Origin of the sequence: Haloarcula sp. CGMCC 1.2071, assembly GCF_037078445.1 — an archaeon.
In the GTDB taxonomy this organism is placed as follows: Archaea; Halobacteriota; Halobacteria; order Halobacteriales; family Haloarculaceae; genus Haloarcula; species Haloarcula amylolytica.
In genome coordinates, this window is sequence record NZ_JAYMGY010000002.1 from 402,216 (window position 1) to 426,939 (window position 24,724).

The 24,724-nt window shown below is 64.0% G+C and carries 22 protein-coding genes; 12 read left to right on the forward strand and 10 right to left on the reverse strand.

What is annotated here, in order from left to right; genetic code table 11:
• Positions 1 to 108: 108 nt before the first annotated feature.
• Positions 109 to 1,203 carry a helix-turn-helix transcriptional regulator gene (locus VI234_RS06045; RefSeq protein WP_336329514.1) on the reverse strand — a complete coding sequence of 365 codons (1,095 nt, stop codon included), beginning with the start codon at positions 1,201 to 1,203 and terminating at the stop codon, positions 109 to 111.
• A 157-nt stretch (positions 1,204 to 1,360) separates the two neighbouring features.
• Here VI234_RS06045 and VI234_RS06050 point away from each other — a divergent pair, with 157 nt between their 5' ends.
• From VI234_RS06050 to VI234_RS06070, 5 genes are all read left to right on the forward strand, one after another.
• Positions 1,361 to 1,549, forward strand: coding sequence for a DUF7554 family protein (locus VI234_RS06050; protein ID WP_008307204.1), 189 nt, complete (start codon positions 1,361 to 1,363; stop codon positions 1,547 to 1,549).
• 40 nt (positions 1,550 to 1,589) lie between these two features.
• Entirely contained in the window at positions 1,590 to 2,099 is a 510-nt protein-coding gene (locus VI234_RS06055; RefSeq protein WP_336329515.1) for a 2'-5' RNA ligase family protein, read from the forward strand.
• 188 nt (positions 2,100 to 2,287) lie between these two features.
• Positions 2,288 to 2,710, forward strand: coding sequence for a PPC domain-containing DNA-binding protein (locus VI234_RS06060; RefSeq protein WP_336329516.1), 423 nt, complete (start codon positions 2,288 to 2,290; stop codon positions 2,708 to 2,710).
• 1 nt (position 2,711) lies between these two features.
• Complete coding sequence (locus tag VI234_RS06065) at positions 2,712 to 6,899, forward strand: DNA-directed DNA polymerase II large subunit (protein WP_336329517.1); 4,188 nt, start codon at positions 2,712 to 2,714, stop codon at positions 6,897 to 6,899.
• Positions 6,900 to 6,991: 92 nt separating this feature from the next.
• Positions 6,992 to 7,207, forward strand: a complete 216-nt coding sequence (locus VI234_RS06070; protein ID WP_008307200.1) for a hypothetical protein — start codon at positions 6,992 to 6,994, stop codon at positions 7,205 to 7,207.
• A gap of 34 nt (positions 7,208 to 7,241) precedes the next feature.
• On the opposite strand, the gene serA is transcribed toward VI234_RS06070, so the two are convergent.
• The 3 genes from serA to VI234_RS06085 form a co-directional block, all read right to left on the reverse strand.
• A complete protein-coding gene (gene serA, locus VI234_RS06075; protein ID WP_336329518.1) occupies positions 7,242 to 8,828 on the reverse strand; it encodes a phosphoglycerate dehydrogenase in 1,587 nt (528 codons plus the stop codon).
• Between the two features lie 114 nt (positions 8,829 to 8,942).
• Positions 8,943 to 9,584, reverse strand: a complete 642-nt coding sequence (locus tag VI234_RS06080; protein WP_336329519.1) for an amphi-Trp domain-containing protein — start codon at positions 9,582 to 9,584, stop codon at positions 8,943 to 8,945.
• Between the two features lie 145 nt (positions 9,585 to 9,729).
• Positions 9,730 to 9,897 (reverse strand): DUF7556 family protein, encoded by a 168-nt coding sequence (locus VI234_RS06085; protein WP_167320669.1) that lies wholly within the window; start codon positions 9,895 to 9,897, stop codon positions 9,730 to 9,732.
• Between the two features lie 372 nt (positions 9,898 to 10,269).
• Here VI234_RS06085 and VI234_RS06090 point away from each other — a divergent pair, with 372 nt between their 5' ends.
• The 4 genes from VI234_RS06090 to VI234_RS06105 all read left to right on the forward strand — a co-directional run bounded on the left by VI234_RS06090 (position 10,270) and on the right by VI234_RS06105 (position 16,052).
• A complete protein-coding gene (locus tag VI234_RS06090) occupies positions 10,270 to 11,115 on the forward strand; it encodes a CBS domain-containing protein (RefSeq protein WP_008307196.1) in 846 nt (281 codons plus the stop codon).
• The gene (gene glyS, locus VI234_RS06095) at positions 11,112 to 12,848 is read left to right on the forward strand and encodes a glycine--tRNA ligase (protein ID WP_336329520.1); all 1,737 of its coding nucleotides are present in this window, start codon (positions 11,112 to 11,114) and stop codon (positions 12,846 to 12,848) included. Before VI234_RS06090 ends, glyS begins: the two co-directional genes overlap by 4 nt.
• A complete protein-coding gene (locus VI234_RS06100) occupies positions 12,849 to 13,448 on the forward strand; it encodes a dolichol kinase (protein ID WP_336329521.1) in 600 nt (199 codons plus the stop codon).
• A gap of 66 nt (positions 13,449 to 13,514) precedes the next feature.
• The gene (locus VI234_RS06105; RefSeq protein WP_336329522.1) at positions 13,515 to 16,052 is read left to right on the forward strand and encodes a DEAD/DEAH box helicase; all 2,538 of its coding nucleotides are present in this window, start codon (positions 13,515 to 13,517) and stop codon (positions 16,050 to 16,052) included.
• A gap of 6 nt (positions 16,053 to 16,058) precedes the next feature.
• Here the strand turns inward: VI234_RS06105 and VI234_RS06110 are convergent, their stop codons facing one another.
• Entirely contained in the window at positions 16,059 to 16,868 is an 810-nt protein-coding gene (locus VI234_RS06110; RefSeq protein ID WP_336329523.1) for an Sjogren's syndrome/scleroderma autoantigen 1 family protein, read from the reverse strand.
• A 127-nt stretch (positions 16,869 to 16,995) separates the two neighbouring features.
• Between VI234_RS06110 and mdh the strand changes: the two genes are divergently transcribed.
• Both mdh and VI234_RS06120 read left to right on the forward strand, forming a co-directional pair.
• Positions 16,996 to 17,910 carry a malate dehydrogenase gene (mdh, locus tag VI234_RS06115; RefSeq protein ID WP_008307191.1) on the forward strand — a complete coding sequence of 305 codons (915 nt, stop codon included), beginning with the start codon at positions 16,996 to 16,998 and terminating at the stop codon, positions 17,908 to 17,910.
• 274 nt (positions 17,911 to 18,184) lie between these two features.
• Positions 18,185 to 19,447: an RNA-guided endonuclease InsQ/TnpB family protein gene (locus VI234_RS06120; RefSeq protein ID WP_008307190.1), complete on the forward strand. Its 1,263-nt coding sequence runs from the start codon at positions 18,185 to 18,187 to the stop codon at positions 19,445 to 19,447.
• Between the two features lie 55 nt (positions 19,448 to 19,502).
• Here the strand turns inward: VI234_RS06120 and VI234_RS06125 are convergent, their stop codons facing one another.
• The 4 genes from VI234_RS06125 to VI234_RS06140 all read right to left on the reverse strand — a co-directional run bounded on the left by VI234_RS06125 (position 19,503) and on the right by VI234_RS06140 (position 21,476).
• Positions 19,503 to 19,628, reverse strand: a complete 126-nt coding sequence (locus tag VI234_RS06125) for a hypothetical protein (RefSeq protein WP_008307189.1) — start codon at positions 19,626 to 19,628, stop codon at positions 19,503 to 19,505.
• Between the two features lie 132 nt (positions 19,629 to 19,760).
• Positions 19,761 to 20,447, reverse strand: a complete 687-nt coding sequence (locus VI234_RS06130) for an OapC/ArvC family zinc-ribbon domain-containing protein (RefSeq protein WP_336329524.1) — start codon at positions 20,445 to 20,447, stop codon at positions 19,761 to 19,763.
• The gene (locus VI234_RS06135) at positions 20,447 to 20,830 is read right to left on the reverse strand and encodes a DUF2073 domain-containing protein (RefSeq protein WP_004517591.1); all 384 of its coding nucleotides are present in this window, start codon (positions 20,828 to 20,830) and stop codon (positions 20,447 to 20,449) included. The genes VI234_RS06130 and VI234_RS06135 overlap by 1 nt, the downstream gene beginning before the upstream one ends.
• Before the next feature lie 4 nt (positions 20,831 to 20,834).
• Entirely contained in the window at positions 20,835 to 21,476 is a 642-nt protein-coding gene (locus VI234_RS06140) for an Era-like GTP-binding protein (protein WP_004590329.1), read from the reverse strand.
• 932 nt (positions 21,477 to 22,408) lie between these two features.
• On the opposite strand from VI234_RS06140, the gene VI234_RS06145 reads away from it, so the two are divergent.
• A complete protein-coding gene (locus VI234_RS06145) occupies positions 22,409 to 23,983 on the forward strand; it encodes a Cdc6/Cdc18 family protein (protein WP_008307187.1) in 1,575 nt (524 codons plus the stop codon).
• A 69-nt stretch (positions 23,984 to 24,052) separates the two neighbouring features.
• Here the strand turns inward: VI234_RS06145 and VI234_RS06150 are convergent, their stop codons facing one another.
• Entirely contained in the window at positions 24,053 to 24,706 is a 654-nt protein-coding gene (locus VI234_RS06150; protein ID WP_008307186.1) for a S26 family signal peptidase, read from the reverse strand.
• Positions 24,707 to 24,724: the final 18 nt, after the last annotated feature.

Here is a 24,724-nt window from a genome sequence, read left to right on the forward strand (position 1 = left end):
TATAAATAGGAGTCAATGATGCCGGGTTAGCGCCGATTAAGCCGAATTAAAACCGCAGTACTGCGACCGTATCAAGTGATAGGTTCGGGTGAACTGTCGGTACCTTTATTACTGTGTTTCGCCGCCGCTGTCGGCTCCGTCGCTCCCGTCACCGTCCCCACCAGTCACGTCGGTGTCCGGCAGCGTCACCACGTTCTCCCGGCCGATACGGAACGTCTCGACCTTGTCTTCGTCGCGCAGGCCGCCGATGACCTGACTCGTCTTGGCGTCGGTCCAGTCGAGTTCGCCGGCCACCTGCTGCTGTTTGAGCCGCCCGCCGTTCGATTCGAGCAGTTGCAGGACCTGCTCCTCGTTGCTCAAGAGTTCGGCCGGCGGTGCGCCAGCGTCGGGGTCCGTGCCGGCGGCCGTCTCCGCTTCGGAACCATCCGACTCGACCATCGACGCCGGCGGTTCGGCCGGCTCACCGCCGCCGAGCACGCCGTACCGCCGAAGGGCGTACGCCCCGACGGCGATGCCAACCAGCGCGAGGAGTCCGCCGATGAGGAGTCCGTTCGATCCGTCCTCCCCGCTAGCGGCGTCCCCCGGACGGACGACCACTCGCGGCTCGTTTTCCCCGAACGTCTGTTGCCCCCGCCAGGTGACAGAGGCGTTCTCCCGTTCGTCGGCCTGTGGCGCGACGGAGTCAGCCTGGTAGTTCGCCGGCCAGCGCACGGTCAACGAGGTCTCGCTGTCCAGAAACAGCCCCGAGAGCGCGTCGCCGATCTCGATGCGGTCGCCGGAGACACCGGCGAAGTTCGTCCACTGGAACCGATAGGTGATGACGCCGTACGTCTGGCCGAACGTCTCCTCGCGCGCGGTCACACCGACGTTTTCGATAGCCATCTCGCGGCCGGTTGCGTTCTCCGCGGCCCCAGCGGTGCTTTGCATCCGGCTCTCGAAGCGGTCCGTGTACGCCGACGGGTTGGCCTGAATATCCGCCCGCAGGTCCTCGAATGCCTGCGTTGCGTTATCGTCGTCTAGTCGGATTCGGTAGGCGACCGTCCAGTCGGCCGTTCCATCGGGGTTCACGTCCGCCGTCATCACGACCACGTCCGCGTCGACGGACTGCTGGCCGAGGCTGCCGAAACCGACTCCGGTCGCTGTCGGTACAAGCAGTGCTATCGCGACGAATACGACGACCAGCGTTCCAGCGCTCCGGCCCATCCTACCGCGGCTATCCCCTCAGCAGGTATATCGTTTATTGCCGATTGTGTGAACTGATAGTCAGCGGCCTTGCATCACAGGCCGCTTCCGTGCCGCACCCGAATGGTCAGCCCCCACAGCCACAAGGGGTTTGCCCCACGAGGGAGTCCTGTCGAGCATGGACAGAGCCAAACTGGACGTGGACACACTGCTGAAGATTGTCCTCGTCCTCGTTGTGGTCTGGTTAGTGCTCGAAATTATCGGTGGGATTCTGGGGGTATTGGGGTGGCTTCTCGGGCCGCTCCAGCCGATACTCGGCGTAGTGCTGATCGTCCTCATCGTCCTGTGGCTGCTCGACCGGCTGTAGGACCGCGCTCTTTTTGCCCGCAGCGAGCGACCCGCTCACTGTGTACAGCATCAACGTCCCGCTCCCGTCGGCAGTCACGTCGCTGGCGGCCGACCTCGCAGCCGAACTGCCGCTCGCACAGCGGCGGGGTCGGGGCGAGCACACGTTAGTCGCCAAGCGACTGGGCGGCGGCGACCACGCGGCCTACGCGCGACTGGAAGCGCAGGGGCGTGAGGCGCTTCGCGGCCAGCCGGCGTTCGAGGCGCGGATTTCGGGCGTCGAGCAGTTCGAGACGGCCGTGACCGGTCCATCGCCGGTGGTGTATCTCGCCGTCGAGAGCCCGGGGCTTGTCGCCCTGCACGAGCGGCTCTGCGAGCGGTTCGATCCCGTCGACGGCATGGAGGGCGACGAGTACGTCCCGCACGTAACCGTCGCCCGCGCCGGGGACCGCGACGCGGCCGCTCGGCTGGTCGAGCGGGACATCGAGCCGATCCGGTGGACCGTCGACGAACTCTCGTTCTACGACGCTGACCGGAACCAGCCGGTCAGTCGGGTGTCGCTGCCGGGGTAACGCCGGTCGGTCGTCTGTCCCGGCACAATGGCGAACAGGCGGCACGGGTCGGTCCCGGCGCGGTGTGCCGCGCAATCGCTGAGCGCGCCGGGTCGTGGCTACGTCATGGCGGCGGTGATCCCGGCCTCGGATATAAACGGTCGCACCGAAAGCAACGCTTTTGGAGCGGCCTGCCATCGAGTACGTATATGGATTACCGGGAAGTCGACAGTACGTCCGAGTACGTCTGCCGACTGGCACACGGCGCGGACTGGCGGGGCGAAATCGAGGCCTTCGCGGACGAACAGGGCATCGACGCCGGCTTCTTCTACGGGCTCGGGGCAGTCCAGGACGTGGAGCTCATGTTCTACGACCAGGACCGGACCGAGTACGACTCGCTGACCTTCGACGAACCGCTGGAAGTCGCCGCCTGTATGGGCAACATCTCGCAGCTGGACGGGGAGCGGTTCGCCCACACTCACGCCGTTCTCTCGCGGCCCGACGGCGAAGCGATTGCCGGCCACCTGAACGCCGGCACAGTCTGGGCGGGCGAGCTGTACGTCCGCGGGTTCGACACGGCACTGGAACGGGAGCACGACGAGCCGACCGACCTCGACCTCTGGAACATCTAAGATGCGGGAGGCCGACGAACAGTACTTCGAGACGCTAGAAACCCAGCTCGAAGCCGCCTTCGACGTCGCCGAACGGGCCAAGGAGCGCGGCGGCGACCCGAAGCCAGAAGTCGAAATCCCGACCGCGCGCGACATGGCCGACCGGGTCGAGAACATCCTCGGCATCGACGGCGTCGCCGAGCGGGTTCGAGAGCTGGAGGGGCAGATGTCCCGCGAGGAGGCCGCGCTGGAACTGGTCGAGGACTTCGTCGAGGGGACTGTCGGCGACTACGACAGCCGCGAAGGGAAAGTCGAGGGGGCGGTCCGGACCGCCGTTGCCCTGCTGACCGAGGGTGTCGTCGCCGCCCCGATAGAGGGCATCGACCGCGTCGAACTGCTGGAAAACGACGACGGGACGGAGTTCATCAACGTCTACTACGCCGGCCCGATCCGCTCCGCCGGCGGGACCGCGCAAGCGCTGTCGGTGCTGGTCGCCGACTACGCCCGCGCGCTGCTGGGCATCGACCAGTACAAGGCCCGCGAGGAGGAGATCGGCCGCTACGCCGAGGAGATCGACCTCTACGACAAGGATACCGGCCTGCAGTACTCGCCCAAGGAGAAGGAGACGAAGTTCATCGCCGAGCACATGCCCATCATGCTCGACGGCGAGGCGACCGGCGACGAGGAGGTGTCCGGGTATCGCGACCTCGAACGTGTCGACTCGAACTCGCCGCGTGGCGGGATGTGTCTGGTACTGGCCGAAGGGATTGCCCTGAAAGCGCCGAAGATCCAGCGCTACACCCGGAACTTAGACGAGGTCGACTGGCCGTGGCTGCAGGATCTCATCGACGGGACCATCGGCAAGGACGAGGCCGACCAGGCGGACGGCTCGGAAGACGCGAGTGGAGACGACGCGAGCGAGGGAGCGGACGACGGCGGCGAGGACGACGCTGACGAGCAGTCGGGGCCGCCCCGCGTCGAGCCAGCCGACAAATACCTCCGGGACCTCATCGCCGGCCGACCGGTGTTCTCCCACCCGTCGAAGGCGGGCGGGTTCCGGCTTCGCTACGGGCGGTCGCGCAACCACGGCTTCGCGACCGCGGGCGTCCACCCGGCGACGATGCATCTCGTCGACGACTTCCTCGCGACCGGCACACAGATCAAGACCGAGCGGCCGGGGAAAGCCGCTGGCGTCGTGCCGGTCGACACCATCGAGGGGCCAACAGTCCGCCTGGCCAACGGCGACGTGCGCCGCATCGACGACGCCGAGGAGGCGCTGGAAGTCCGCAACGGCGTCGAGAAGATACTCGACCTGGGCGAGTACCTGGTCAACTACGGCGAGTTCGTCGAGAACAACCACCCGCTCGCGCCGGCCTCCTACACCGTCGAGTGGTGGGAACAGGACCTCGACGCCGCGGGCGCGGACGTGCAGGCGATGCAGGACTCGCCCCACGTCGACCTCGCCGACCCGAGCGCCGAGGAAGCCATCGAGTGGGCGACCGACTACGACGCCCCGTTGCACCCGAAATACACCTACCTCTGGCACGACGTGAGCGTCGACCAGGTGTGTGCGCTCGCCGACGCCGTCGAGGATGCACAGGTCGCACAGGCCGACGGCGCGTACGCCGACCCGGAGGTGAATGGTACAGCGGGCGAGACGTACAGCGACGACGGCGCGCTCGTCCTGTCCCGCACCGATGCCGTCCAGGAGACGCTGGAACACCTCCTCGTCGAGCACACCCAAGACGACGACACGATTACCGTCACCGACTGGGTGCCGCTGGTGCGGACACTCGGGTTCTCCCGCTCGTTAGAGCGGGACTGGACGCCTGCGGACCTCTCCGAGCGCGCCAAGACCTACGGCGAGAGCGAGTCGCTCGACGCAATCGGGGTTGCCGAGGACGCCGAACGCGAAGACGGCCAGAACGCCATCGAAGCCATCAACGAGATCGCGCCGTTTCAGGTCCGTGAGCGCGCCCCGACCCGCATCGGCAACCGGATGGGTCGCCCCGAGAAATCCGAGCGGCGGGACCTCTCCCCGGCCGTCCACACGCTCAGCCCCATCGGTGAGGCCGGCGGCGCACAGCGTGACGTGGCCAAGGCGACGAAACACGCCGACGGGATGAGCGACACGCCCGGCCGCGTCGAGGTGGAGATCGCCCGCCGGCGCTGTCCCGACTGCGGGACCGAGACCCACCAGGCGAACTGTGTCGACTGCGGCGGCACCACCGAGCCGGTGTACGTCTGCCCCGACTGCGAGGCCGAGGTCGAGCGCGACGAGTCCGGCCGGGCGGAGTGTTCGCGCTGTGAGACGCTCGCTTCGCCGACCCAGTACAAAGTGCTCGACCTGCAAGAGGCCTACCGCGATGCCCTGCAGAACGTCGGCGAGCGCGAGACAGCCTTCGAGCAACTGAAAGCGGTCAAGGGGCTCACCTCCGAGGAGAAAGTCCCTGAGCCGATGGAGAAGGGGATCCTCCGGGCGAAACACGACGTCTCCGCGTTCAAGGACGGCACCGTCCGCTACGACATGACGGACCTGCCGGTGACGGCGGTCCGGGCCGCGGAACTGGACGTCTCCGCCGAGCGACTCCGCGGCCTGGGCTACACGGAGGACATCCACGGCGACCCGCTGACCCACGACGACCAACTGGTCGAGCTGAAGGTTCAGGACATCGTCCTCTCCGACGGCGCGGCCGAGCACATGCTCCAGACCGCTCGCTTCGTCGACGACCTGCTGGAGCAGTACTACGGGCTGGAGCGGTTCTACGAGTTCGACGACCGCGAGGACCTCGTCGGCGAACTCGTGTTCGGGATGGCCCCACACACCAGCGCGGCGACGGTCGGCCGCGTCGTCGGCTTCACCTCCGCCGCCGTCGGCTACGCGCATCCGTACTTCCACGCCGCCAAACGCCGGAACTGCTTCCACCCGGACACCCGACTGTGGTATGAGGACGAAGGCGGCAGCTGGGAATACGGTCCTATCGAGGAGCTGGTCGAAGACCGGCTGGACGACCCCGAGGAAGACGACTTCGGCACGCTCGTACAGGAACTCGACGGCGAGGTGACCGTGTCGTCGCTGGGCGAGGACGGCCCCTGTCGCCAGCCCGTCGACGCCGTCTCGAAACACCCCGCACCGGACCACCTCGTCGAGATTTCCGTCGGGGACCGAACACTCCGGGTCACGCCCGACCACACGATGCTCCGGGCCGGTCCCGATGGGATCGAGGAGGTCCCGGCCAGCGACCTGACCCCCGGCGACGAACTCCCGGCCTACGACGGCGGCGAGACTACCACGATGACGGCACGCGGCGAGGCCTCGACGGCAGCCACCGACGGTGCAGCCCCGACGGACACCGTCGAGACTGTCGAGTACGTCGAAAGCGACGTGGACCACGTCTACTGTCTCACGGTCGTCGACACGCACCGCGTTGCCGTCGAAGGAACCTACGTCGGCCAGTGCGACGGTGACGAGGACTGCGTGATGCTACTGATGGACGGTCTGCTGAACTTCTCGAAGTCCTACCTCCCGAACCAGCGCGGCGGACAGATGGACGCCCCGCTGGTGATGTCCTCGCGCATCGACCCCAGCGAGATCGACGACGAGGCCCACAACATGGACATCATGGCGTCCTACCCTCGGGAGTTTTACGAGGCCACCCGCGAGATGAAAGACCCGACCGAGGTCGAGGACGTGATGAAGATCGCCGAGGAGACGCTGGGGACCGACCGCGAGTACACCGAGTTCCGCCACACCCACGACACGGCGAACATCGCCGCCGGGCCGGACCTCTCGGCGTACAAGACGCTCGGGTCGATGGAAGACAAGATGGACGCCCAGCTTGAGATCTCCCGGAAACTCCGGGCCGTCGTCGAGAGCGACGTGGCCGAGCGCATCATCGAGTACCACTTCCTGCCGGACCTCATCGGGAACCTCCGGGCGTTCTCCCGGCAAGAGACTCGCTGTCTGGACTGCGGGGAGTCGTTCCGCCGCGCGCCCCTGACCGGCGACTGCCGAGAGTGTGGCGGCCGCGTCAACCTCACCGTCCACGAGGGGTCGGTCAACAAGTACATCGACACGGCCATCCGCGTCGCCGACGAGTTCGGCGCGCGCGACTACACGAAACAGCGGCTCAAGATACTGGAACGGAAAATCGAGTCGGTGTTCGAGAACGACCACAACAAGCAGTCGGGCATCGCGGACTTCATGTGAGCGACAGTAGCACCCGGATTCATCAGGTCGACAGACGGGCGCGTGACGGCCGTCCGACGGGTGTTTTTGCCTGTGGCGGTCCTGTCACGGGTATGGCCTCGTCCCGCGATTCAGCGCCGCCGTTCGACTCCGGGGACCGGTCGGGCTCCCCGTCACCATCGGCCCGACAGACGCCCAGTACGATCTATCAGATACAGATCGCGCTGTTGCGCTCGCAGGTGGCGACACTCGAAACCGCGCTCGAACAGGAGCGCGAACACCGCCAGGCCGTCGTCGACCGGTACGAGCGCCTTATCGACAGCAAATAACCCGCGACTGGCTTTCGAAAAATTCCGCCGCGTGTTACTCGTCGCCGAGTTCGACGTAGGTCGTCTCGATGATGCGGCTGTCGCCGTTGAGTCGCTCGATGATGTCCTGTGGCGGCTGTTCGTCGAGGTTGTAGACGGACAGGGCCTCTCCGCCGATGGTCTCGCGGCCGTTGAACATCCCGGCGATGTTGATGTCGGCCTCGCCCAGCACGGTCCCGATGTACCCGATGGTGCCGGGCTCGTCGCGATTGCGGACGACCAGCATGTGCCCGTGGGGGACGGCCTCGATGCGGTGGTCGTCGATGCGGACGATGCGGGGCTCCTCGCCGCCGAACTGGGTCCCACAGACGGAGACGGATTCCTCGCCGTCGGAGACGGTGACGGTGATGAGGCTCTGGTAGTCCTCGGAAGAGCGGGTCTTGGACTCGGTCACGTCGATGCCCCGGTCCTCGGCGATCTGCGGGGCGTTGACGGCGTTGACCTGCAGATCCGAGGGTGCGAACACGCCCTTCAGCGCGCTGGCGGTGACGTACTCCACGTCCTCCTCGGCGATGTCGCCAGCGTAGGTGACCTGCACTTCGGACATGTGACCGCCGAACAACTGCACGGCGATGCGACCGGCAGTATCGGCGAGGTCGAGGTACGGCCCGACCTGCTTGAACGTCGCCTCGTCCAGCGACGGCGCGTTCAGGGCGTTGGCGACGGGCTGGCCGTTGGCCGCGGCGATGATCTGGTCGGCCGTGGAGGTGGCGACGTTCTCCTGTGCCGCCTCCGTCGACGCGCCCAGGTGGGGCGTGACGATGATGTCCTCAACGTCGAGCAGCGGGCTGTCATCGGGCAGGGGTTCCTCGCCGAACACGTCGAGCGCTGCGCCCTTTAGGACGCCGTCCTCGACGGCCTCGGCCAGGGCCGGCTCGTCGATGATGCCGCCGCGCGCGCAGTTGACGACGTAGCCGCCTTCGAGTTCGGCGAGCTCTTCCTCGCCGATCATGTTCTCTGTCTCGGGAGTCAGCGGCGTGTGGATGGTGATGAAATCGGACTTGGCGAGACAGTCGTCGAGGTCATCGACCAGTTCCGCGCCGAACTGGTCGGCGCGCTCCTGGCTGATGTAGGGGTCGAAGGTGACGATGTCCATGCCCAAGCTACCGAGCCGCTTGGCGACCTGCTGGCCGACGCGGCCGAAGCCGACGATGCCGAGGGTCTTGTTGTTGACCTCCGTTCCGAGGAACTCGCCTTTCGCCCACTCGCCGCTTTTCAGGCGGTCGTGGGCCTGGGGAATGGAGCGCGCGGTGGCAAACGCCATCGCAACAGAGTGTTCCGCGGCGGCGCGGACGTTGCCCTCCGGGGCGTTGGCGACGATGACGCCGTGGTCGGTCGCGGCGTCGATGTCGATGTTGTCCACGCCGATACCGGCCCGACCGACGATGATGAGGTCGGGCGCGGCCGCGAACACTTCCTCGGTGACCTCGGTGCCCGAGCGGACGATGAGCGCGTTCGCGTCGGCCACCGCGTCGAGGAGCGCGTCGCCCTCGACCTCGTAGGCTGTTTCGACGTCGTGGCCCGCCTCACGGAGCCGCGTGAGACCGGCATCAGCGATAGGGTCCGTAACGAGTACCTTCATACCGAATCGAACTTACTGGGGCGGCATAACGCTTGTTTTCTCCGTCCGAACGGAGCGGCATCGGTGCTGGTGGCTGCCCGACAGAACAGATGTGGCGTACGTGCGTCGCCACCCCTACTCCAGGGACTCGTCGACGACAGTCGCTTCCGGTGAGTTCGCCATCACACTGCGCAGGCCCTTCCAGGCGTTGTGTTTGCGGGTGTACCCCTCACCGCTGGTCGCCATAACGTTGCCGTTTCGGTGTCGGAGCCGCCAGCGCCACTCCTCGCGCCTGTCGCGGAACACCTCGAACCGGGCGAGCGACTGCGACGCGTCGGCCGCGGCCGCCGGAACAGCGGCGGCGTCGGAACGGCTGTCGGTGTCGGTTTCCGTTGCTGCGCCGTCTTCCGGTTTCGCCTCCGCATCAACTCCCGATTCTGCCGCCGTGTCGATCCCTGTCTCCCCGTCCGGGTCCGACTGTCCATCGGCCGCCGCGACTCCTGTCGACACTTCGGCCGGTGACACGGCCACCCCGGTCTCAGTGGAGTCCACAGTAGCAGCGGACCACTCCAGTTCGAGTTCCAGGCTCACCTCGTCGTCGTCCGTTTCGAGTTCGATTTCGAGTGAGAGCGACTCCGGGGTGTCGACTGTGATAGCCTCCTCACCGCCTTCCAGGCGGATAGCACCTGCGAGCACCCCGTCTGCTACGCCATGTATCGCTGCCGCCACGTCCGCACGACTGCCTGTCAGTTCAGTTTCGTACTCGTCCTGTGACATTTATAGACAAACGTGTTACAGCGCCTTAAACTACCTCGCTACGAGTCCCCGGGACGAGAACCAGCGCCAAGGCCCGTCCACGGCACGGCCGGGGGCTGTTGACTGGGTTAATTAACCGGAAAACCTGTGCCTCGGCCGGGCCGCCCTACCGCCAGGCCGGCAGCGAAGCAGCGTCCGCGAGCGGGGTTGTGAGATAGGCGTCGTCTCGGGTCACGTCAGCGACGATAAACTGGTCCGTTGGACCCTCTTCGACGGATGCCATGATGTCTCCGTCCGCGGCCATCTCAACCGGAGCGACAGTATCCGACTCCATGCATGATAATATGTAACAACCATATAAAAACTTAGCGAAACCCATAGAGGGCAAGAGTATGATCCAGCGCCAACTGTCTGACAATAGTTCGTATCCTGTCAATATTGGGACGATATGGTCCGTGAGCCAGTACACACAGAGCCTTATACATCAACTATCAGCGGCTGTCTCCGTGGTTCTATTCATACCAAGATGCGGAACATCAATATGGCAGAAGACGAAGGGTTTTCGAGGCGGCACAGTCCCTGGGTTTCCGAGAAGGCGTCTGCACGGTCGTCGGCGAGAGCCGATGGCCGGCCGGCGTGCTACCCGGATGCCGAAAACGGACGGATGTTAAGGACTTAGTAGATGCGGGAAGGAAGTTCTGGCAGTATGAACGTCGCAGACGCTATGACGCCACGCTCGGAGGTCGTCACGGTCACCATTCCTGGGACCCGTGATGACGCACTGGAGTACCTCCAGGAGCAGGCCTTCTCGTCGGTCCCGGTCATCAAGGAGACCGACGGGGGCGAGGAGTTCAGAGGGATTATTTCACGCGATGCGCTCATCGAGAGCCCCGACGAAGACCAGCTAGCCCTGCTCGTCGAGGAAGTCCCGGCGATCAGCGAGGACACGTCTATCGAAGCCGCCGCGCAGGTGATGGTCGAGGACGGCGAGCGACGCCTCCCCATCGTCGACGGCCAGCTCAAAGGGATCATTACAGTGACCGACGTGATTCGGTCCATCGCCAACGGCGACGTCGACGGCGACAGGATCGTCGGTGATCTCGCCAACCGCGACATCAACTGCGTGTACGAAGGCACGCCGCTGACCGTCGCCGAACGGGAGCTTTCCCACGCGAACGTCCCATACGGCGTCGTGCTCGGCGACGACGGCGACATGTCGGGGATGCTCACCGAGGTCGATATCATCGCGGTCGCCCGCGTCGTCGAGGGCGAGGACGACACCGGCGACTCCATCGCCAATCAGGACGACGACTGGGCCTGGGAAGGCATCAAAGCCGTCGGCGGTCGGTACATGCCCACTCGCAACGTCGAGCTCCCTGCCGAGCCCGTCCGCGAGTTCATGACCGACGAGGTCGTGACGGTGAACAAGCGCCGCACCGCCGAGGAGGCGGCACAGCTGATGATCGAGCACGACATCGAACAGATCCCGCTGCTGTCGGGTGACGAGCTCACCGGCATCGTCCGGGATATCGACCTGCTGCGAGGCCTATGAGCGAGGGCGAACGCCTCACCGAGCTGGCAAAGCGTCGCGGCTTCTACTTCCCTTCGTCAAGCGCCTACGGCGGCGCGGCGGGCTTCTGGACCTACGGGCCACAGGGCGCTGCGCTGAAATCGAACATCGAGGACGCCTGGCGGGACCGCTACGTCGTCAAGGAAGGCCACCAGGAGATTTCGGCCCCCGACATCATGCCCGAGCCCGTCTTCGAGGCCTCGGGCCACCTCGACGGCTTCGACGACATGATCGTCGAATGTGGCGAGTGCGGGGCGACCCACCGCGCGGACCACCTGGTCGAGGACAACACGGACATCGAGGAGGCCGAATCGCTCCCCAACGAGGAGGTGATGGACCTCATTGCCGACCACGGCATCGAGTGTCCCTCCTGTCACACGTCCCTGGCCGACCAGCCGGTCGACAACTTCAACCTGATGTTCGAGACCAACATCGGCCCGGGGTCGTCGTCGCCGGGCTATCTCCGCCCGGAGACCGCACAGGGCATCTTCGTGGAGTTCCCGCAGCTTTCGGAGTACGCCCGGAATCAGCTTCCCTTCGGCGTCGCCCAGATCGGGAAGGCCTACCGGAACGAGATCTCCCCGCGGAAGTCGCTGGTCCGCGTCCGGGAGTTCACCCAGGCCGAACTGGAACACTTTATCGACCCCGAGGAGGACGAACCGCCGCTGGCCGAGGTCGAGGACGTGACGCTGCCGCTGTACTCCGCCGCGGCACAGGAGTCCGAGGACGGCGGGATGCAGGAACTGACTGTCCGCGAGGCTGTCGACCAGGGTATCGTCGAGAGCGAGTGGGTCGCCTACTACCTGGGCGTCTCCACGGAGTGGTACGAGCGCGTCGGCGTCGACATGGACCGCTTTCGCTACCGACAGCACCTGGCCGGCGAGCGCGCCCACTACGCCTCCGACTGCTGGGACGCCGAGAGCGAGGTCGACGGCGACTGGATAGAGATCACGGGCTTCGCATACCGGGGCGACTACGACCTCTCGAAACACGCCGAGCACTCCGGCGAGGACTACACGGTGTTCAAGCAGTACGACGAGCCGATCACCGTCGAGCGCGCGACCGTCGATCCCGACATGAGCTACCTCGGGCCGGAGTTCGGCGGGGACGCCGGCGCGGTCGCCGACGCGCTCGAAGCGCTGGCCGAGCGGAACCCGGACGCCTTCGATGACGACGAGGTCACCGTCGAGGTCGACGGCGAGTCCCACACCGTCCCCGTCGAGGAGACGAACTTCAGCGTCGACGAGGTCACCGAGAACGGCGAACACATCCGCCCACACGTCGTCGAACCCTCCTTTGGCGTGGGCCGGATCATCTACACCGTGCTCGCACACGCATACGAGACCGACGAGGTCGACGGCGAGGAGCGGACCTACCTCGACCTCCCGCCCGAGCAGGCCCCGACCACGGTCGGCGTCTTCCCGCTGATGGACAAGGACGGAATGGCCGAGCTCGCAAGCGACATCGCCGACGACCTCCGGGCCGCCGGTCTCTCGGTCACCTACGACGACTCCGGGGCCATCGGGCGGCGCTACCGCCGCCAGGACGAGGTGGGGACGCCCTACTGCGTGACCATAGATTACGAGAGCTTGGAAGACGGCGAGGTCACGGTACGCGAACGCGACACGACCGAGCAGAAACGCCTCCCCATCGACGGGCTCGCCGACCGGCTCGAACGGCTCGCAACCGGCGACCTGACCTTCGACGACCTGTAGATGGCCGACGAGGTATCCCGGCGACTCGTTCACGTCACCGGCGCGACGGTGCCGCTCGCGCATCTGCTGCGGCCGGACCTGATTACGTGGCGCGTCGTACAGGGATTCCTAGCCGTGGCGCTCGTCGTCGTGTGTGTTCTCGAAGCCGTACGGCTGACGACCGGCCTGGACTGGGTGGTGTACGACCGGCTCACCCGCGAGTACGAACAGGACAACCCCGCCGGCTACGCGCTGTACATCGTCGGGATAGCCATCGTCGCCTTCGCCGTCGAGCTTCCGAGTATGACCGAGACGGTCGCCGTCCCGGCGATGTTGATGCTCGCCATCGGCGACCCCATCAGCGGCCTGCTGGGCTCGGCTGATGCCAGCAACGTCAAACAGGCCTGGGTCCTGCTCGTGATGTTCGGCGTCTGCACGCTGCTTGCGGCTCCGTTCGTCCCCCCCGCGGCAGCCGTGCTTGGCGGTATCGCGGCGACGTTCGCCGACGGCGTCAAACCCCGGATCGCCGGGTACGTCATCGACGACAACTTCTCGATTCCGGTGCTTGGCGCGCTGGCGATGTGGGTCGGCGTCCAGTACCTGCCCGGCTTCGGCCTCTGAGGCCGTCCGTTCACTTTCACCCTGGTATCTGAACCCTTAACCACCGGCAGGACGAACGCGTGGGTAATGGCGACCACCGACGCCGGTGGCGAGCACGTCGAGCGCCCGCTGGTGACGCCGGAGTTCCTGGAGAACCGCCGCTACCAGACCGAACTGGCGGAAACGGCGAGCGGAGACCACACGCTCGTCTGTCTCCCGACCGGGCTGGGCAAGACGACTGTCTCGCTACTGGTGACCGCCGAACGGCTGCACGCCGTCGGCGGGAAAGCGCTCATGCTGGCCCCGACGAAGCCGCTGGTCCAGCAACACGCCGAGTTCTACCGCGAAGCCCTGGAGATCGACGACGAGGACGTCGTCGTGTTCACCGGCGAGGTCCGACCCGACGACCGGGCCGCGCTCTGGGACGACGCCCGCATCGTCATCGCGACGCCGCAGGTCGTCGAAAACGACCTCGTCGGCAACCGTATCTCCCTTGCCGACGTGACCCACTGCACCTTCGACGAGTGCCACCGGGCGACCGGCGATTACGCCTACAACTACATCGCTGACCGCTACCACGCCGACGCCGAAGACCCGCTTGTGACGGGCATGAGCGCCTCCCCCGGCGACGACGAGGAGGCGATACTCGAAGTGTGTGAGAACCTCGGCCTGTCCGAAGTCGCGGTGATGACCGAGAACGACGCCGACGTGGCCGAGTACACCCACGACACCAGCGTCGACTGGAACCGCATCGAACTGCCCGAGGTCGTCGTCGAGATCCGCGACGCGATCAACGAGGTCATCGAAGACCGGCTGGACCAACTACGGGAACTCGGCGTCACGAACAAATCCTCGGCGGACATCTCCGAGCGCGAAATCCAGCAGATTCAGGGGCAACTGCGGGACCTGATGAACAACGACCAGAGCGAGGGCTACCAGGGGATGAGCTTTCTCGCGGAGGTCCGCAAGCTCCGGACTGCCGTCACGTACGTCGAAACGCAGAGCGTCGAGTCCCTGCGGCGGTACTTCGAGCGGCTAAAGGAGGCTGCCCGCTCCTCCGGCGCGTCGAAGGCCGACCAGCGCCTCGTCAGCGAGCCGAAGGTCCGCGAGGCGATGCGGAAGGCCAGTGACTACGACGACCTGCATCCGAAGTTCCGACAGACCCGGATGTTGCTGGCCGAGACGCTGGGCATCGAGAACGGCGAACGCGTCATCGTCTTCACCGAATCGCGGGACACCGCCGAGACGCTCGTGGACTTCCTCTCGGACCACTTCACGACCCAGAAGTTCGTCGGTCAGAGCGACACCGACGGCAGCGAGGGGATGAGCCAGAGCCAGCAACAGGAGACGCTGGACCGGTTCCGGGACGGCGAGTTCGAGGTGCTCGTCTCGACATCCGTCGCCGAGGAGGGGCTTGACGTGCCCGAAGTCGATCTAGTGTTGTTCTACGAACCGGTGCCGACCGCGATTCGAGCCATCCAGCGGAAGGGCCGGACTGGCCGACAGGCCGAGGGCCGCGTCGTCGTCCTGCTGGCCGAGGACACCCGCGACGAGGCGTACTTCTGGAAGGCCCGCAACGACCAGAAGCGGATGAAACGCGAACTGAACGAGCTCAAAAGCGTCGCCGGCGAGTTGGAAGCCCGCCTCGACCAGACCGGTCTCGACGAGTACGAGGACGCCGAGGGGACCGCTTCGAGTGGAACCGGGGAGGAGGAAACCGCAACAGGGCAGTCGGGTTCCACTGGAAACGGGAGGGGTAGCGAAGCTAACAAGTCAGCCGATGAGAACGACGACGGCGACGGGCAGGCCGGGCTGGACGCCTTCGCAGACGACCCGTCGGAAGCGGCCGAAGTCGACGGGGACGCGACGCAGAGCGACGGGGAAGACACCGGGACTGCAGGTGGCGAAGGGACCGCTGGGACAGCGGCCGACAAGGGAACGGTCGCTACCGCCGGCCGAGACGACGAGGGCGACCCCGTCGAAATCGTCGCCGACCAGCGGGAACTCGACTCCAACATCGCCCGGGATCTCTCGACACGGGACGGTATCGAGACTCGACTCGAAACACTGGCCGTTGGGGACTACGTCCTCTCAGACCGCGTGGTCGTCGAGCGCAAGACCGTCGCGGACTTCATGGACACGCTGACGGGCGGCGACCGGTCGATGTTCGAGCAGGTCGGCGACGCCACGCGAAATTACGGCCGGCCCGTGGTCGTTATCGAGGGGGAGGACCTCTTCGGCGCGCGTAACGTCCACCACAAGGCGATTCAGGGGGCGCTCGCGTCGCTGGCCGTCGACTTCGGCGCGAGTGTCCTCCGGACCAGCGACGAAGACGAGACCGCCGACCTGCTGGAGGTCATCGCCGAACGGGAACAGGAGGTGGCCGACCGTGAGGTGAGCGTTCACGGGGAGAAACAGTCGAAGACGCTCCCGGAACAACAGGAGTACGTCGTCGCCTCGATAGCCGAAGTCGGGCCGGTGACCGCGCGCACGCTGCTGGAAGCCTTCGGTAGCGTCGAGGCGGTGATGACCGCCGACAAAGACGACCTGCTGGGCGTGTCCGGCATCGGCGACGTGACCGCCGACCGGATTCGAGAAGTTATCGCCAGCGACTACGACCCGTAGCTCCGCTCAGAACCGCGTCGCGTCCAGCGCTTCCGCCGCTTCTCTCGCTGCCTGCAGATGCTCGCGAGCCTCGCGTGGGTTCTCGGTCGCCGCGGCGCGCTCGGCGAAGCGGTGAACTGTCTCGGCCAGGAGCGCAGACGCCGCATCGAGATTTGCCGCAACGTCACCGGCCCCACCTTCGGATGGCGCGGGCTGTCGAGCGGAAACGGGGGGGTCCTGTGAACTGTTCCCGGGCTGCCGCTCGGATTCAGTGGTCCGGTCAGCGGGGTTCGGAGCGCCGGTTCGGGCGTTCTGGGCGGGTGAATCGGGCTGGCTCCGGGGTTGTGTGGTCCTATCGCCCCCCGCTTCGAGTGGAGAATGTGGTGCGTCCGTCGACGAGTCCGAGTGGGATGGTTCCTGAGAGGCGGAGGGAGCAGCGTCCGGTGCGGTCTGCCCGTCCGCCGCTCCGGCTTCGGCCGCAGTCTGGTCCGGCTCGTTGCTGTCGTCGCCGAACTGGACGCGGGCCTCGTCGCTGGGGTCGGCCATCTCGATGTTGTCCCCGTCGCCCGCACTGTCCGCCGTCTCTTCGTCGCCGTCGTCCGTCTCCGCCCGGTCAGCCTGCGCGTCGCGAGCGACCGGCTTCTGACAGGTCGGACAGAACTCCTGGCCGTCGTAGCGGAAGATGGGGTCGCCACACTCGCTGCAGTGGGCGTTCGTCATCGTCGCGCCCTTCAACAGGAGTTCGCTCATCTGCTCTGTCGCCGCCCGGTTGTCCTCCTCTTGCTCGAACTTCTCGCGGAGTTTCTCGCGTTCGGCTTCCTTGTCGAAGTCGCTCATACAAGTCACAACGCCACGGGGCTGAAAACAGTTTACGGGTGCGAGATGTCGGTATTGCCTGAACGCTGTGCGGCGGAATCGGGGTTTCGACACGTTTAACGTTCGCGCCCGAGCCTTTCCGAATGGTATGACAAAGGTAAGCGTAGTCGGCGCAGCCGGCACAGTCGGCGCAGCCGCAGGGTACAACATCGCGCTCCGTGACATCGCTGACGAAGTCGTTTTCGTGGACATCCCGGACAAGGAAGACGACACGGTCGGGCAGGCCGCCGACACGAACCACGGCATCGCCTACGATTCGAACACGCGTGTCCGCCAGGGCGGCTACGAGGACACCGCCGGCTCCGACGTGGTCGTCATCACGGCCGGCATCCCCCGCCAGCCCGGCCAGACCCGTATCGACCTCGCCGGCGACAACGCGCCGATCATGGAGGACATCCAGTCCTCGCTGGACGAGCACAACGACGACTATATCTCGCTGACCACGTCGAACCCCGTCGACCTGCTCAACCGCCACCTCTACGAGGCTGGCGACCGCTCGCGCGAGCAGGTCATCGGCTTCGGCGGCCGCCTGGACTCCGCGCGGTTCCGCTACGTGCTGAGCGAGGAGTTCGACGCGCCGGTTCAGAACGTCGAAGGGACGATTCTCGGGGAACACGGCGACGCGCAGGTCCCCGTGTTCTCGAAGGTCCGCGTCGACGGCACCGACCCCGAGTTCAGCGACGACGAGAAGGAGGCGCTGCTGGGCGACCTGCAGGAATCGGCGATGGACGTCATCGAGCGCAAGGGTGCGACCGAGTGGGGGCCGGCCCGCGGCGTCGCACACATGGTCGAAGCTATCCTCCACGACACCGGCGAAGTGCTACCGGCGTCGGTCAAGCTCGAAGGCGAGTTCGGGCACGAGGACACCGCATTCGGTGTCCCGGTCCGTCTCGGGAGCAACGGCGTCGAAGAAATCGTCGAGTGGGACCTCGACGACTACGAGCAGGACCTGATGGCCGACGCCGCCGAGAAGCTCTCCGACCAGTACGACAAAATCTCGTAACCCGGTATCGCTCGCGACCGACGGGTTTCGGGACGGTATCCGTCCCGAGCTGTATTTTTCGCCTCGCCAGCGGTGTGAGAGACGTGGCTGTAACTGCGAGAGGTGCTCCCTGACGAACCGTGATCGTTACGGGAAAACGAGGAGAAAGCCTCGCCGTTCACGGCGGCCATGAATCCGACAAATTGGCGTCATGCTACACCCGTAGCTACGGCTGGATATTCCACTATTAGACATCACCCGAACAATTATATAAGTAATAATACTATGCTTACGTGTGTCGAATCAGGTCGTCACTCGGACACTGAAAGCGAGTGTCACTAATCACTCGCAAGTCTCTGACGACCTTGATTCGCATGGCTTCGCCGCCAGCAAACTCTGGAACATCGGGCGATGGACAATCTCTCGTGTTTGGGACGCTATCGACCATATCCCAAGCGCCGACGAACTCTGCTCGTACCTCAAAAATCACGAACGCTACGCGGACCTACATTCTCAGTCCAGTCAACGAGTTCTCCAAGAACTTGGTGAGGCGTTCGTCTCGTGGTACGAGCAGGACGATCCTGACGCGAATCCGCCCGGTTATCGCAAACACGGCGACGAACACCCGCGTTCAACCGTGACGTGGAAAAATAAGGGCTTCAAACTGGATACCGAGTACAACCGCGTTCGTCTCTCAAAGGGCACGAATATGAAGGAGTCTCGGTACGCCGCAGACTACATCCTCTGTGAATACACGATCCAAGCAGACGACCAGACGCTTTCCGATGTTGAAACCGTCCAGACGGTGCGTTCTGTCTGGACTGGCAACCAGTGGGAACTGCATTTCGTCTGCGAAATGCAGATTGAAACGTCGGAGAGTCCCGGCGAGAAGACGGCTGGTGTTGATCTTGGTATCTGCAACACGGCGGCTGTCTCTATCGGTGACGAGACGCTATTGTATCCGGGCAACGCCCTGAAAGAAGATACTCACTACTTCCGTCATGAAGAATACAACACAGAGGGTGAAAACGGCCCGAGCAATGAGGCACAGCGACTTCGACAAAAGAAGTCCCGGCGGCAAGACCATTTCTTGCACGCACTATCGAAAGATATTGTGGAGCAATGCGCCACTCGCAATGTCGGGACGATAGCAATAGGTCATCCGAAAAAGATTCGTGACGACTCTGATTGGGGACGCCACGGGAACAAGCGGCTGCACGATTGGGCGTTTGAAACGCTGTTGAGCCACATTGAATACAAAGCCGAAGAACGCGGCATCAGTATAGAGCGCGTTCCCGAAGGCGGATTAAAAACCTCGAAAACATGCTGTGAGTGTGGCACAGAAGCGGATTCTAACCGTGTTGAGCGCGGGTTGTATGTGTGTTCAGAGTGTGATTTGGTTGCGAACAGTGATCTGAATGCGGCGGAGAATATGCGAGCGACGGTAACTCCGAGTCCGTCACAGGATAGGAGTAACGGCTGTTTGGCACAGCCATCGGTGCGCCTGTTCGATAAATCAACGGGCAGATTACGCCCACAAGAACAGGTTGTCCCGTAGACCACAATATCCCAACGGCAGTCGGGAATCTTCGCCCTTCAGGGCGGAGAGGATGTCAAGCGGGGTCGTCCTGGTCGTCAAGCAAGTCGCTGTCACGCCCGTCGTCGTCGATATCAGCACCGAGGAGTGACGCCCACTCTTCGAGGTGTGAATCCGATGTCGAGAGTTCTCGGTGGCTCATGGCGTTATCCGAAGCATCCACGGCATATTATATAATGGTTGTGCCCGCGTTGATACTCAATGGAGTGTGCAGCCGTTCTACGGCATAATTCGGGCTAACGAATGGGTGAAAGCGGCGATAAGACCGTGTCGGTCACTCGGAACGGATGGTTTCGGGGACCTGAATCGAGTAGTGCCCGTCTTCCTGCAGCGCGATGATGTACTCCTCGCGGTCGTACAGTTCCATCAGGTTCAGTTCGTACTGGCCGGGTTCCAGTACCTTGATCGACTCGAACTGGTCGTTGAGTTCCGCGCGCAGTTCCTCCAGGTCGGGTCGGTCTTCCTGCTCTGGTTCCGCCGGTGGGTCAGGGTCCGCACCGACAGGGCGGAACTGGTGTTCTGATTCGGACGCCGACGGTGCGTCGGACGGGAGTTCGTCCGGTTCGACGATATCGCCGCGGGCACTGGCCTGGGCTGAATCCTCAGCCGCAGACGTGCGGTCGGGTTCGGTCGACGGCGAGCCGGACGTGTGGGATGGGTCACTCGGCTGTGAGTCAGCCGACCGGTCGGCGTCGAGATGGGACTGTTCGGCGGGACGGTTGCCGTCCGGAGCGGAGCCACTGACGAAGTCACGTACCGAGGCGGCGGTCTTGCCGACGGTACGGGCGACAGTGCTGTCAGGTCCCGGTGGTTCCGGTGGCTCCGCGTCCGGCGTCTCGGAGATGTCGGCCCCCTCGGGCTGATACTGGAACTTGTTCCCGCCGCAGTTGGGACAGCCCGAGAGCATCTCCTTCGACCCGTCGTCGAAGCCACGGCCACAGTCCGTACACTGGTGGGGCATTATTTCCGGGAGACGAGCGCGCTGATGAGCGTTTCGTCCTTATGGAGCGTCTCTATCTGGTTCGCCGGCCCGATGACTGTCAGCTTCTGGGTCGACTGTTTGCCCATCAGACGGTCGAGGATGCTAGCGTCGGCAGCCTCGGACTTGGGGTAGGTCTCGATTTCGATGCCGTTGAACTCGTCGGGGCTGATCTCCGTCATCGTGACTTCGATCAGGCGGGACTCCTCGTCGGGGGAGAGTCCCTCTTCGAGGATGACGATGTTGCCGTCACGAACCCCGTCGAGAATCATTCGGATCTTCTCCATCGAGGCCAGTCCGGCCATGCGTTCGCCGCTGATGAGGTCGATCTGGACGCCGTCGTCTGGGTCTTTGACTTCTGCCATTATATCACCCGAAGTACTCCGCGATTTTGTCGTAGACTTCGTCCATGTTGTCTCCCTCGAGCGCCGACAGCGGAATCGTCTCGTGCTGGGGGTAGGCGTTTCGGATGCGCTGGACGGAGGACTCCTCCAGATCGATCTTGTTCGCGAGGATCAACACCGGAAGGTCCTGGCTCTCGATGATGCCAATGAGCATGGTGTTGACCTGCGTGAACGGATCGGTCGCGGAGTCAAGCACGTAAATGACACCGTCGACGTCCTCGCGGAGCCAGTGCATCGCTTCGGCGACGCCCTCGGTCGCTTCGCGGGAGCGACGGACGGCGTCGTCTTTCTCCATGTCGTGTTCGAGGAATTCGGTGTAATCGACCTTCGTCGTCACGCCCGGCGTGTCGACGATGTCGATTGTCACTTTCTTCCCGTCGCGTTCGATCTCGACGTTCTCCTTTCGGCGCGCACGGCGAGTCTCGTGTGGAACGTGACTCTCCGGACCGACGGCGTCGCCGGTCCAGTCGCGTGCGATGCGATTTGCCAGCGTCGTCTTGCCGGCGTTCGGCGGGCCGTAGATACCGATCCGCTTCGGATCCTCTTCGGAGAACAGCGTCGATGCCGCGCGTGAGATGCTATCTTTGAGGTTTGTTAACAATCCCATCCTATCCTCCCGCCGCCCGGAGTCGTCCGGTATGGCGGCTCTGCCCGTAAAAGATAGGCGAATTCACTTAAGCCTACGTCAGACATTAGTCCTTTTTCTGACATGGGGAGGCATAGCACAGATCAGCGTGTGCGCGTTTCCGCGGATGCGATCGTGACGGGAACTGTTCGGGTGGAGTCCGGTCATCCGAAACCCAGCGATTCGGATTGGGGGTGGACCATCCTAGCCCCCCACCCCTTTGTTTCAGGTGGAACGACAGACACCCCTGGGGAGGGGGTGGAGAATTACCGATCAAATCGGGAGCGGACCAGCTGTTCAAATCGGCGCGACTTGCGATACCACTAGTTAGAACGGCCTAGACACTAGAAAACTGAACACTACCCTCTACTAGGAATTTGTTTTATCTAGTACGGCTTTGGTTTTTGAGGTAGTGTATTAAACCTTTCTCCTTACTAGAGGGCATTTTCGCCCCCCTCACCCCCTCCCCCCGGGCCTGTTTCCCGTTCCACCGGAAACGAAGGGGTGGGGGGGTTGGCCCGTTACGGTCGCTTTGTCCTACAGGTCCCGTCCTTCCGTGGTACCACCAGTCGTGTTCACACAGCGTACCAGCTCCCGGAACCACTCCATGGCTTCCCTCCCCTCCACTCATTCCCCTGCCGTACCATGCCCGTCTAACCCAGTGAAACTGAAGCTATAGTCCTCTTTACGACAACGGAACCCATGCGGGAGAAATCATAAATATGACAACATATATGTTTCATGGGTGGTGTACCGAAATATTTAATATCGACTCACGGTACGGTTCATGTGGTTCAACTGGACGCACCGGAGAGCGCTGATGCTCACTAACGACGGCACTGACGCACTCCTCGCTCCCTCTGTTCCGGTGTCTCCAACTCTCTCCACACGAAACGAAGGGGACTCTCTCGACTATGACTGACGAAAGCGACAACTCGGCCCCGGCATCCGACCCGTCGACGACAGAGACGTCGAACGACGCCGACGGGTCCGACGAGCAACTCGATGTCGAAACGGACTCCGGGACATCGACCGGGCCGTCCGATCTCGACGACGTTATTCTCGACAATCTCGATGCCGGATCCGACGATCCCTCAGACGAGGCGTCCCGCGGCCTGTTCGACGACCTTCTCGAAGGGGAACCCATTTTCGAGAACAAGGAGGTCCTCCGCCCCTCCTACACGCCGCACAAACTCCCCCACCGCGAGGAGCAGATCAACAACATGGCGACGATTCTCGTCACCGCCTTGCGCGGCGATACGCCGTCGAACATCCTCATCTATGGCAAGACTGGAACGGGGAAAACCGCGTCCGCGAAGTTCGTCAGCGAGGAACTCGAAACGACCTCACAGAAGTACGAGGTCCCCTGTGAAGTGGAGTACATCAACTGCGAGGTGACCGACACCCAGTACCGCGTGCTGGCCCAGCTCGCGAACAAGTTCATCGACAAGAACGCCCAGCTCATCGACGACCGCATCGCCGAACTCGAGGATGTTCAATCACGCGCACGCGAGAACGCGGCTGCACTCGAAGAGACGGCGTTCGATTCCCTCGACGACATCGAAACCGAAATCGAATCGCTGGAAGCCGACAAGGCGGAGTTCGAGGAAGTCCCGATGACGGGGTGGCCGACGGATCGGGTGTACAGCTCCTTTTTCGACGCCGTCGACTACCACGAGCGCGTGGTCGTCATCATGCTCGACGAGATCGACAAGCTCGTCGAGAAAAGCGGCGACGACACGCTGTACAACCTCTCCCGGATGAACTCCGAACTGGAGAACTCCCGTGTCTCCATCATGGGCATCTCGAACGATCTGAAGTTCACCGACTTCCTCGATCCACGGGTCAAATCCAGCCTCGGCGAGGAGGAGATCGTCTTCCCGCCCTACGACGCGAACCAGCTTCGGGACATCCTACAGGCACGCTCTGACGTGGCGTTCAAAGGCGACGCGCTCACTGAGGACGTCATCCCGCTGTGTGCGGCCTTCGCCGCACAGGAACACGGGGACGCACGCCGGGCGCTCGACCTCCTCCGGACGGCCGGCGAACTCGCCGAGCGTGACCAGACGGACAACGTCCTCGAAGACCACGTCCGGCAGGCTCAGGAGAAGATCGAACTCGACCGCGTCGTCGAGGTCGTCCGGACGCTCCCCACGCAGTCGAAGATCGTCCTGTTTGCCATCATCCTGCTGGAAAAGAACGGCGTCCACAACATCAACACCGGCGAGGTGTTCAACATCTACAAGAACCTCTGTGAGGAGATCGACGCCGACATCCTGACACAGCGCCGCGTCACAGACCTCATCTCGGAGCTGGACATGCTCGGCATCGTCAACGCCGTCGTCGTCTCGAAGGGCCGCTACGGGCGCACGAAAGAGATCTCCCTCTCGGTTCCAACCGAAGAAACGGAGGCGGTGCTCCTGTCGGATTCGAGACTCGGCGATATCGACGACGTCCAGCCGTTCGTCCAGGCCCGGTTCGACAACTGACCTGCGAACTGTATTCGCGCTCGACAGCTCGGCCGTTCCAGGTGAAACAGTCCCCTTCGAGTGCTACGGCTACCCGGCCGCGGTGCCGTTCACCGCTGTGGGTCCCGTCTCGTCCGTCACCGTCGGCCCCGCCTCGTCCGTTACTACACCAGTCGCTCCGGCCTTGTTCCACTGGAGTCGGACCTGTCCCAGCAACGGGACGCGTATCTCTGCCGTACCGACGACCCACCCGGGTTTGACCGGTTCGCTGATCGGGGGAGAGCCGACCTGATCGTATCGGCCGTTTTTGTCGCCCTTGGTGATGAAGCCGGCGTGGTCGGCCGGACAGGAGCTGAGGTCGTCACAACTGTCCGCACTCCCGATGTAGTCCTTGTTCGCGCGGTCGTACCAGTTCTCGTCCTCCTCGACCCACAGCATCGCTCGGTGGATGATCGGAGTCTGCCGACTGTTGCCGTCGGGCTCGTATACGATAACGTCGCCCGGACGCTGGAACGTCCGATAGCTGTCGTCGTTCGCTGCGGTGACGACACCCTCGTGATCACCCGGGCCGGAGAACCGCTCCTCTTCCATCACGAACACGAGGTCGCCTTCCTTGATATGGGGGTCCATGCTCGGGCTTTCGATAGCGACGAGCGGGGGCCACACACCGCTGACGGCGAACAGCAACACCCCGACGAGCAGGACCGAGCCGGCGCTACTGACGATATCGGCCACGTACATCATCCCTCCCGGTCCTTCGGT

Bases quoted from the DNA above. Each gene is read 5' to 3' on its own strand.
- VI234_RS06045 (WP_336329514.1), bottom strand. From the start codon at position 1,203: ATGGGCCGGAGCGCTGGAACGCTGGTCGTCGTATTCGTCGCGATAGCA.
- VI234_RS06050 (WP_008307204.1), top strand. From the start codon at position 1,361: ATGGACAGAGCCAAACTGGACGTGGACACACTGCTGAAGATTGTCCTC.
- VI234_RS06060 (WP_336329516.1), top strand. From the start codon at position 2,288: ATGGATTACCGGGAAGTCGACAGTACGTCCGAGTACGTCTGCCGACTG.
- VI234_RS06065 (WP_336329517.1), top strand. From the start codon at position 2,712: ATGCGGGAGGCCGACGAACAGTACTTCGAGACGCTAGAAACCCAGCTC.
- VI234_RS06070 (WP_008307200.1), top strand. From the start codon at position 6,992: ATGGCCTCGTCCCGCGATTCAGCGCCGCCGTTCGACTCCGGGGACCGG.
- serA (WP_336329518.1), bottom strand. From the start codon at position 8,828: ATGAAGGTACTCGTTACGGACCCTATCGCTGATGCCGGTCTCACGCGG.
- VI234_RS06080 (WP_336329519.1), bottom strand. From the start codon at position 9,584: ATGTCACAGGACGAGTACGAAACTGAACTGACAGGCAGTCGTGCGGAC.
- VI234_RS06085 (WP_167320669.1), bottom strand. From the start codon at position 9,897: ATGGAGTCGGATACTGTCGCTCCGGTTGAGATGGCCGCGGACGGAGAC.
- VI234_RS06090 (WP_008307196.1), top strand. From the start codon at position 10,270: ATGAACGTCGCAGACGCTATGACGCCACGCTCGGAGGTCGTCACGGTC.
- glyS (WP_336329520.1), top strand. From the start codon at position 11,112: ATGAGCGAGGGCGAACGCCTCACCGAGCTGGCAAAGCGTCGCGGCTTC.
- VI234_RS06100 (WP_336329521.1), top strand. From the start codon at position 12,849: ATGGCCGACGAGGTATCCCGGCGACTCGTTCACGTCACCGGCGCGACG.
- VI234_RS06105 (WP_336329522.1), top strand. From the start codon at position 13,515: ATGGCGACCACCGACGCCGGTGGCGAGCACGTCGAGCGCCCGCTGGTG.
- VI234_RS06110 (WP_336329523.1), bottom strand. From the start codon at position 16,868: ATGAGCGACTTCGACAAGGAAGCCGAACGCGAGAAACTCCGCGAGAAG.
- mdh (WP_008307191.1), top strand. From the start codon at position 16,996: ATGACAAAGGTAAGCGTAGTCGGCGCAGCCGGCACAGTCGGCGCAGCC.
- VI234_RS06125 (WP_008307189.1), bottom strand. From the start codon at position 19,628: ATGAGCCACCGAGAACTCTCGACATCGGATTCACACCTCGAAGAGTGG.
- VI234_RS06130 (WP_336329524.1), bottom strand. From the start codon at position 20,447: ATGCCCCACCAGTGTACGGACTGTGGCCGTGGCTTCGACGACGGGTCG.
- VI234_RS06135 (WP_004517591.1), bottom strand. From the start codon at position 20,830: ATGGCAGAAGTCAAAGACCCAGACGACGGCGTCCAGATCGACCTCATC.
- VI234_RS06140 (WP_004590329.1), bottom strand. From the start codon at position 21,476: ATGGGATTGTTAACAAACCTCAAAGATAGCATCTCACGCGCGGCATCG.
- VI234_RS06145 (WP_008307187.1), top strand. From the start codon at position 22,409: ATGACTGACGAAAGCGACAACTCGGCCCCGGCATCCGACCCGTCGACG.
- VI234_RS06150 (WP_008307186.1), bottom strand. From the start codon at position 24,706: ATGATGTACGTGGCCGATATCGTCAGTAGCGCCGGCTCGGTCCTGCTC.